The organism is Micromonospora cabrerizensis, from assembly GCF_022230955.1.
GTDB classification, from domain to species: Bacteria; Actinomycetota; Actinomycetes; order Mycobacteriales; family Micromonosporaceae; genus Micromonospora; species Micromonospora cabrerizensis.
This window is the reverse complement of sequence record NZ_JAKKFI010000045.1, coordinates 85328-93774: the sequence shown is the minus strand read 5'-3', so window position 1 is coordinate 93774 and position 8447 is coordinate 85328. Positions and strand designations below refer to the sequence as shown.

The window sequence follows — 8447 nt, the reverse complement described above, 5'->3', positions numbered from 1 at the left end:
CGACCTCCTCCTCCGTCCGGTGCCTGCCGGGCATGCCGACCAGCACCCCGGGAGTAAATTACTAGCGACAAAAGCCCCAATAGTGCCGGATGCGCAAAAATAGGACTTCTAACCATGAAGCACGCATACCTGCCCCCGCGGTTGGGGCAAAAGTCCTTTTGATGGTTGTTTGGTGGGTTACTGTCGTGCCCGGCCGTCCTGGTTTCCGGAGCGGGCCGACAGCCCTGTCGTTCCAAGGAGTTCCGCATGGATCTGCCAGCTACCGCCGTCGGTGTCGACCCGTCGACCGACCTCACCCCCCGGCGTGTCCTGGTCACGGGAGGCGCCGGCTTCATCGGCAGCCACGTGGTCGCCCGACTGATGCTGATGGGCAGTCAGGTCCGGGTGCTCGACAACTTCTCCACCGGCCGGCTGGAGAATCTGGCCGATGCCGCCTATGGCGGGCTGACCGAGGCGGACGTCGTCTCCGGTGACGTGCGGACGCCGGAAGGTGTCGAGGTCATCCACCAGTGGCAGCCGGACGTCGTGGTGCACCTCGCCGCGCAACCGAGCGTTCCCGCGGGTCGCCGATCACCGCTCTACGACGCCGACGTGAACGTCTTCGGCACCGTCAACGTGTTGGACGCGTGCGCCCGCAGCGGCGTACGGCTGGTGGTCAACGCGGCCAGCAGCGCCATCTTCGGCAGCGTCCCCGCCCACGACCTGCCGGTCCGCGAGGACCACCCGATCGCACCGGTGAGCCCGTACGGCATCAGCAAGGCCGCCGGCGTGCACTATCTCGACTGGTACGGACGCCAGCACGGCCTGTCGTACACGTCGATGGTCTTCGGCAACGTCTACGGGCCCCGGCAGGAGGGCGGCGACTGCGGGGTCGTGTCCCTGATGGCCGACGCCCTGCTCGGTGGCCGCCAGGTCGTGATCTACGACGACGGCACGCAGACACGGGACTTCATCCACGTCAGTGACGTCGCCGAGGCGGTGGCCGTCGCCAGCCACAACAACGGGGTCGGAATGGTCAACATCGCCTCGGGTCGGCAGACGAGCATCAACGAGGTGTACGACACCGTCCGCGAGGCGTCCGGCGTCGGCAACGCGGCCCGCTACGAGCCGTTGCCCTGGCCGGGGGAGGTCCGCAACATGGCGCTGGACACCAGAAAGGCGCGCGAGCTGCTCGGTTGGCACCCGAAGGTCGGCTTCACCGAGGGTGTACGGATGACGGTGCGCGACGCCCGCCGTCGCCAGGCCGGCAGCCAGATCCTGTCCCCGGTGCGCGCCCTGGACCAGGCCCTGACCCACTGATGGCTCAGCGGGTAATTCCCGTCATCTGATCGGGATTTTCATCGATCAGTCTAACTCTTGCGGGTCGGCATCCACTGCTGCCACGATGGCCGTCAATGCCTTCCGTCCCGAAGGAGTGGTCGTCATGGCGGTCTCCCGCCGTAGGTTCGTCACATCGGTGATGGCGGGGTCCGCCCTCGCCGCCGCCTCCAGCACCGAGCTGCTCACCACCCTGGCTAGCCCCGCCTCCGCCGCCAGTCCCCCCGGGGACGTGGTCGGCAAGGTGACGGTCGGCTACCAGGGCTGGTTCAGCGCCCCCGGTGACTCGGCGCCGATCGGCGGTTGGTGGCACTGGAGCCGTGACCGTTTCCAGCCGCCCTCGCCCGCCAACACCACCATCGTGTCCTGGCCGGACATGCGCGAGTACACGCGCACCTATCCCACCGCGTACCCCAATCTCGGCAACGGCCAGCCGGCCACCCTCTTCTCCTCCTACGACCAGCAGACAGTGGACACCCACTTCCGCTGGATGCAGGAGAACGGCTGCGACACCGCCGCGCTGCAACGGTTCAACCCGATGGGCGACGAGGGCCCCACCCGCGACGCGATGACGCAGAAGGTCCGCTCCGCCGCCGAGCGCCACAACCGCAAGTTCTACATCATGTACGACGTCACCGACTGGTTGACCTTCCAGGCGGACATCAAGACCGACTGGACGACGAAGATGGCCGCGTACACCGCGTCCTCCGCGTACGCCCGGCAGAACGGCAAACCGGTCGTCTGCATCTGGGGGTTCGGCTTCAGCGAGCCCAGCCGACCCTTCACCCCCGGGCCCTGCCTGGAGGTCATCAACTGGTTCAAGGCGCAGGGCTGCTACGTCATCGGTGGCGTGCCCACCTGGTGGCGGCAGGGCATCGAGGACTCCCGCCCCGGCTTCCTCGACGTCTACCACGCGTTCCACGCGATCTCGCCGTGGATGGTCTACCGGGCCAGGACGGTGGAGGAGCTGGACTCGTACTACAACAACGTCAACGTCGGCGACATGGCCGACTGCGCGGCGCGCGGCATCGACTATTTGCCCTGCGTGATGCCCGGCGACCTCGCCGGGGGCCACCGCAAGCACGGCGACTTCTACTGGCGGCACATCTACAACATGGTCCGGCTCGGCTCCCAGGGCCTCTACGTGTCCATGTTCGACGAGTACAACGAGGGCAACCAGATCGCCAAGACCTCCGAGACCCAGGCCACCACCCCGGCCGGGGCGAACATCCGGGCGCTGGACGAGGACGGCGTCGCCTGCTCCTCCGACTACTACCTGCGGATCACGGCCGACGGCGGCCGGATGCTCAAGGGGCAGCTGGCGCTCACCGCGGTCCGTCCCACACCACCGATGATCGGCACCCCGCCGCCACCGACCGGCGGGAACCTGGCCGCCGGCCGGCCCACCTCGGCGAGCAGCCAGGGCGGCGGGTTCCCGGCGTCGAACGCGGTGGACTCGAACGTCGGCAGCTACTGGGAGAGCAGCGGCGGCGCCTTCCCGCACTGGTGGCAGGTCGACCTCGGCGCCAGCCACCAGGTCAACAAGCTGGTGCTGCGGCTGCCCACCGGCTGGGGCGCGCGTACCCAGACCATCACCGTGCAGGGCAGCGTCGACGGTGGCTCCTTCGCCACCATCGCCGGGGCCTCCGCGTTCACCTTCGACCCGGCGACCGGCAACACCGTCACCCGCACGCTGACGACCACCACGGCCCGCTACGTCCGCCTCAGCATCAGCGGCAACACCGGCTGGCAGGCCGCCCAACTCGCCCAGGTCGAGGTGTACGCGGGCACCACCGTCCCGGACAACCCACCGACCACCCCGAGCGGCCTCACGGTCACCGGCAAGACGTCGACCAGTGTGTCGCTGACGTGGACGGCGTCCACCGACGACACCGGGGTGACCGGTTACCAGGTACGTCAGGGCGGCGCGGTGGTCGCCACCGTCACGGGCACCACGGCAACGGTGAGCGGGCTCAACCCGGCCACCGCGTACACCTTCACGGTGACCGCCCGCGACGCCGCCGGCAACACCTCGGCGGCCTCCAACGCGGTCACCGCCACCACGGACGCCGCCGCCAACTCGGACCTCGCCCGGGGTCGACCCACGTTGGAGAGCAGTCACGTCCAGAGTTACGCCTCCGGCAACGTGGTCGACGGTGACGCGAACAGCTACTGGGAGAGCGCCAACAGTGCGTTCCCGCAGTGGGTGCAGGTCGACCTGGGCGCCGCGCGCACGGTCGGGCGGGTGGTGCTCAAGCTGCCCCCTTCGTCGGCGTGGGCCAGCCGGACGCAGACCCTGGCCGTTCAGGGCAGCACCGACGGCGGCAGCTTCGGCACGCTGGCCGGCTCGGCGGGACGCACCTTCAACCCCGCCACCGGCAACCAGGTGAGCATCACCTTCACCGCCGCGCAGACGCGTTACCTGCGCATCACGGTCACCGGCAACACCGGCTGGCCGGCGGGGCAACTGGCGGCGCTGGAGGTCTACCAGAGCTGACCGGGCGAGCAGGGCGGCCGCCGGGGGAGCGGCGGCCGCCCGCTCGGGCCTCGCCGGACACGCGGCCAGGGCGGGAACGCATCGCCCCTGTCGGCGGCCGCGCCCGCGCCCGCGTCGTCGGACCTCGGGTAGCCGCTCACCGTCTGGCTGGGGCGGCGTCCAGCATCCGGAAAAATCCTCCCACTCATCGAGACCGCGACGATGATCAACCCGCGTTTCAGGAAGTCGCGGTGTCGACGTCGATGGGACACCCCGACTTTCTGAAAACCGAGTCGATCTCGGCGGCTCACGCTGTCGCGGCGACGACTGCGGTCAGCAGGCCGGCTGTCGCTCGGGTGCGCCGGCCGCTCACCACGAGTCGTACCCGCCGATGCACTCGGCGCGCAGGTAGCCCCAGTCGTTGGGGCCGAAGTCGAACGATGCGGCCCACCCGTTGTAGACCGGGTGCGCGAAACTCTCCTACCGCCGACCCTACCGAAGGTGTCGATAACTGTCGATGGCTGAGTGGTCGGGCTGTGCTGTCGACGGCCGGCATATCCGGCGACCCGACGGGAAAGCGCGGGGCGTCCGAGAGCCCGAGACCGGAGCAGGAGACAAACATGCCTTTCATCACCGTGGGGACGGAAAACTCCGCGCCCATCGACCTGTACTACGAGGATCACGGTTCCGGTAAGCCGGTCGTGCTGATCGCAGGCTTCCCGTTCAACGGGGCGACCTTCGAGAAGGCGACCAACGCGCTGCTCAACGCCGGATACCGGACGATCACCTACGATCGACGCGGTTACGGCAACTCGGCCCAGCCGACGTTCGGGTACGACTACAACACGTTCGCGGCGGACCTGGACGTGCTGATGACCGAGCTGAACCTGAACGACGTGACCCTGGTCGGTCACTCGATGGGCACCGGCGAGGTCGTTCGCTACCTGGGCAACTACGGCTCCCAGCGAGTGAGCCGCGGTGTTCTGCTCAGCCCGCTGCAGCCCATGCTGGCCAAGGCGAAGGACAACCCGGAGGGTGTCGACACGAGCCTCTTCAAGGGATTCCAGCAGGCCATCATCAAGGACCGCTACGCCTACCTGACCCAGTTCTGCGACGCGTTCTTCAACTACAGCGAGAACAAGGGCAAGCTGGTCAGTGAGGACGCGTACCGGGGGCACTGGCAGATCGGCGCGATGGCCTCGGCCAGGGCGACCCACGACAGCGTGGACGCCTGGCAGGAGGACTTCCGCCCCGACCTGCCGAAGATCGACGTGCCGATCCTGATCGTGCAGGGTGACAAGGACAACGTGCTGCCCTACCCGGTCACCGGTCAGCGGCTCGGGCCGATGATGCCGACCGCCAACCTCATCACGCTCAAGGGCGCGCCGCACGGCATCCCGTGGACCCACGCCGACGAGGTCAACAAGGCGATCATGGACTTCATGAAGCAGCCGGCGAAGGCTCGCGCCTGACCCGTCCCGGTAGCCGATCGGACGCCCGCGCCGTGAGGCGCCGCGACACCCGGCCCACGGTTCGCACCGGGGCCGGGTGTCGTCGTCGGTCAGGCCCGCCGGGCCACCACCGCGCCGTTGGCGCCCGGGGCGTCGAACGGCACGGTACGCACGTCCACGAAACCGGCGTCGGTGAGCCAGGCGGCATACTCGGCACCCGAGTAGTTGCGGCCGCCCTCGGTCTCGACCAGCATGTTCATCCCCATCAGCGCGGCCTCCGGCGGCCCGGTCCGCTCGTCGTTGAGCAGCAGCTCGCAGACGACGATCGCCCCGCCGGGCGGCAGCGCCGCGTGGCACCGGGCCAGCAGCGCCCGGTTCGTCGGCTCGTCCCAGTCGTGCAGGATCATGCTGAGCAGGATGACGTCGTGCCCGTCCGGCAGCGCCGGGTCGGCGAGGAAGTCGCCGCTCACCGCGTCGATCCGCCCGGTCAGGCCGGCCTCGGCGATCCGCTCCTGTGCCCGTACGCAGACGTGCGGCAGGTCCAGGACGGTGGCCCGCAGCTCGGGCAGCCGGCGGCAGAACTCGATGGGGAACGCCCCGGCCCCACCGCCGACGTCGAGCAGTCGGCGGTGGGCGGAGAAGTCGTACGCGTCGGCCAGCGCGGCGGCGGTGAAGCTGGACGTGGAGAACATCGCGTCCCAGAACTGGGCCAGCATCTCCGGGTCCTCGGTGTCGAACATCGACTGCTGGGCCTCCGGGTCCCAGGTCAACGGCCGATCCGTGCGCAGGGCCTCGCCGATGCGGTGCCAGGGCAGGTAGGTGCGTAGGTCCGAGTAGCGGACCTGCGCCCCGAAGTAGTACGGGCGGCCCTCGACGAGGAACTGCTCGGCCAACTCGGAATTGCGGTAACCGTCGCCGGCCTTCTCCAACAGGCCGAGTGACGCACTGGCGGCCAGCAGCAGGTCCGCGGGCCGGTTGGGCAGCCCGAATTCGGCGGCGGCCTGCTCGACGGTCATCGTCCGACCCCCGGCGAGCCGGGTGAACAGACCGAGTTCGACGCCGGCCGCGAGGGTCTTGAACCCCCACACACCAGCCACCAGACGCATGAGGGGAGTCGGAGTGATCATGCCGTCATGAGACCACAGATCACGTCCGTCCACGATGGGCGATCTACGCCCGCAGCAGCGTGACCAACCCGGCGGCCACCAGCACCCCGGCCCAGAGCCGATCGACGTTGAACCACGCCCGACGCAGCACCCCGACCCCGAGCACCTGGTAGACCAGCATGGCGATGACCAGGGCGGTGCCGAGCATCGCCACGGTGTGCACGCCGGCGGCGGCGAGCCCGGGCAGCGCACCCGCCGGCGCGCTGGACAGGTGCCCGGAGTGACCCGCGGGCACCGGCTCGGCCACCAGCACCGGCAACAGCATCAGACCCGCGCCGTGGGCCGACGACATGAGGAACGACCAGCCGGCGAGCTGCGCCGCGGACAGCCGCATCCCCGCCCAGCGGAAGTGCCGCTCGGAGAGCAGCCGCCACAACCCGAACGCCACCAGCAGCACGCCGCCGACCACCGCGAGGGCGGTGCTCGCCGTCACCGAACGCGTCGCGGTGACCAGTGCCGCGACGATCCCCACCGAGGCGAGGTGGCCGGCCGCGATCGGCGACAGGGCGCGCAGCAGCGCCGACCGGCTGCGCTCCTGCAGGCCCCGGGCCACCGCGAACAGCCAACCCATCGCCGGGTTCAGACCATGGAACGCGCCGAGCGCGGCAAGCGTCGCCAGGGTGGAGACGGTCACGGAAAGCAGTACGAGTCGGAGGACGCATCGCCGCCCTGCAACCGGGTCTGGTGCACCCGCAGGCCCCGGAACTCCTCCCCGTGCGGGAAGAACCGCTCGTCGGGGGTGAGCCCGCCGGCCTCGACGTCCACGTCGAGCTTGGCCAGCCAGGCACCCACCCCGTCGGGGTAGAACTGGTCGTCCCACGCGCCGTAGAGCGAGTTGCTGACGTAGACCCGCCGCCCGTCCCGGCTCACCTCCACCATCTGCGGGCCGCCGGCCAGGGCCTCGTCCGGGGCGGACGGGTGCGCCGTGCGACGCACGATCCCACCGAGATGCACGGAGCCGGTCAGCACGGGGTGCAGTGGGTCGCTGACGTCGTACTGGCGCAGCTCTCCGGTGCCCCAGCAGGAGACGTACAGGAATCGGTCGTCGACGGACAGGTCGATGTCGGTCACCAGTGGTGGCACCGCCCCGAACGGCTTGAGCAGGTCGGGCAGATCCGCCGGGTCGGCCGGCTCGGCCGGGATGTCGATCACCTTGGTGACCGCCCAGGCGTCGCCGTCGCGGTGCCACAGCCAGACCGAGGCGGACAGGTCCTCGACGCTGATCACCACCCCGACGAACCCGTACGACGCCGACGGGTCGTGCGCCGGGCGCAGCTCCAGCGGCATCTGATATTGATCGCCCAGGTCGACCCGCTGGACGTGCCGACGTTTCGCCAGGTCCCAGAAGTGGATGGCGTGACCGTAGCGTCGACCCAGCAGCAACTCGCCGATGATCCCGTCCTCGATCATCGACGGCGTGCCCCACTCGCTGGTGACCAGCACGTCCTGGGTGAGGTGCCACCACAGGTCGTACGCCAGGAACTGCGGGCCCCGGTCGGCCTCCCACGCCCCGCGGACCTCGAACGTGGTGTGGTCGAGGATGGCGATGCCCCCGGGGCCCTCCGCGCCGTCGGCGCCCCCGAGCGCGGAGAGGTAGATCCCGTCCGGCCCACAGTGCACCGTGTGCGGGCGCGAGTAGCCGGCGCGTTTCGCCAGCTCCTCCGGGCCGATCACCTTGATGACCCGCGGCTGACGCGGGTCCGGCTGGGTGTCGATCACGTGGATCCGCGAGGACCGCAGGCCGGGCACGATCAGGTAGCGCCGCTCGACGTGCGGGTGCGGGGCGGTCGGACAGAGCGCGCTGCTGCACGCGTTCCAACCGAAGTGGTGCAGCTCGTCGCCGACGTGGGGTAGGTCGGTCCAGCCCACCACCCGGCCGTAGTCGGGGGAGTCCGGGTCGGTGTCCAACACCACGATGGCGTCCGGGCGGCTGGCCGTACGGTCGAAGGCGGCCACGTAGGCGAGCTTCTCCGCCGGTGCGGTCACCGCCTCGCGGGGCGACGGGTAGAACGTGGGGTCGGGGGTCCAGCGGGTCAT

The 8447-nt window shown here is 69.9% G+C and carries 6 protein-coding genes; 3 read left to right on the top strand and 3 right to left on the bottom strand.

Features of this window, described 5'->3' with window-relative positions; all coding sequences use genetic code 11:
* The first annotated feature begins 246 nt into the window (after positions 1 to 246).
* The 3 genes from LADH09A_RS05665 to LADH09A_RS05655 all read left to right on the top strand — a co-directional run bounded on the left by LADH09A_RS05665 (position 247) and on the right by LADH09A_RS05655 (position 5265).
* Positions 247 to 1299 carry a GDP-mannose 4,6-dehydratase gene (locus LADH09A_RS05665; RefSeq protein WP_238643667.1) on the top strand — a complete coding sequence of 351 codons (1053 nt, stop codon included), beginning with the start codon at positions 247 to 249 and terminating at the stop codon, positions 1297 to 1299.
* 124 nt (positions 1300 to 1423) lie between these two features.
* Positions 1424 to 3814 carry a galactose-binding domain-containing protein gene (locus LADH09A_RS05660; protein WP_238643666.1) on the top strand — a complete coding sequence of 797 codons (2391 nt, stop codon included), beginning with the start codon at positions 1424 to 1426 and terminating at the stop codon, positions 3812 to 3814.
* Positions 3815 to 4413: 599 nt separating this feature from the next.
* Entirely contained in the window at positions 4414 to 5265 is an 852-nt protein-coding gene (locus LADH09A_RS05655) for an alpha/beta fold hydrolase (protein ID WP_238643665.1), read from the top strand.
* Positions 5266 to 5354: 89 nt separating this feature from the next.
* Here the strand turns inward: LADH09A_RS05655 and LADH09A_RS05650 are convergent, their stop codons facing one another.
* From LADH09A_RS05650 to LADH09A_RS05640, 3 genes are read right to left on the bottom strand one after another with little or no spacing between them, the layout of a single operon-like run.
* Positions 5355 to 6371, bottom strand: a complete 1017-nt coding sequence (locus LADH09A_RS05650; RefSeq protein WP_238643664.1) for a methyltransferase — start codon at positions 6369 to 6371, stop codon at positions 5355 to 5357.
* Positions 6372 to 6414: 43 nt separating this feature from the next.
* Complete coding sequence (locus LADH09A_RS05645; protein ID WP_238643663.1) at positions 6415 to 7044, bottom strand: hypothetical protein; 630 nt, start codon at positions 7042 to 7044, stop codon at positions 6415 to 6417.
* Entirely contained in the window at positions 7041 to 8447 is a 1407-nt protein-coding gene (locus tag LADH09A_RS05640; protein ID WP_238643662.1) for a selenium-binding family protein, read from the bottom strand. Before LADH09A_RS05640 ends, LADH09A_RS05645 begins: the two co-directional genes overlap by 4 nt.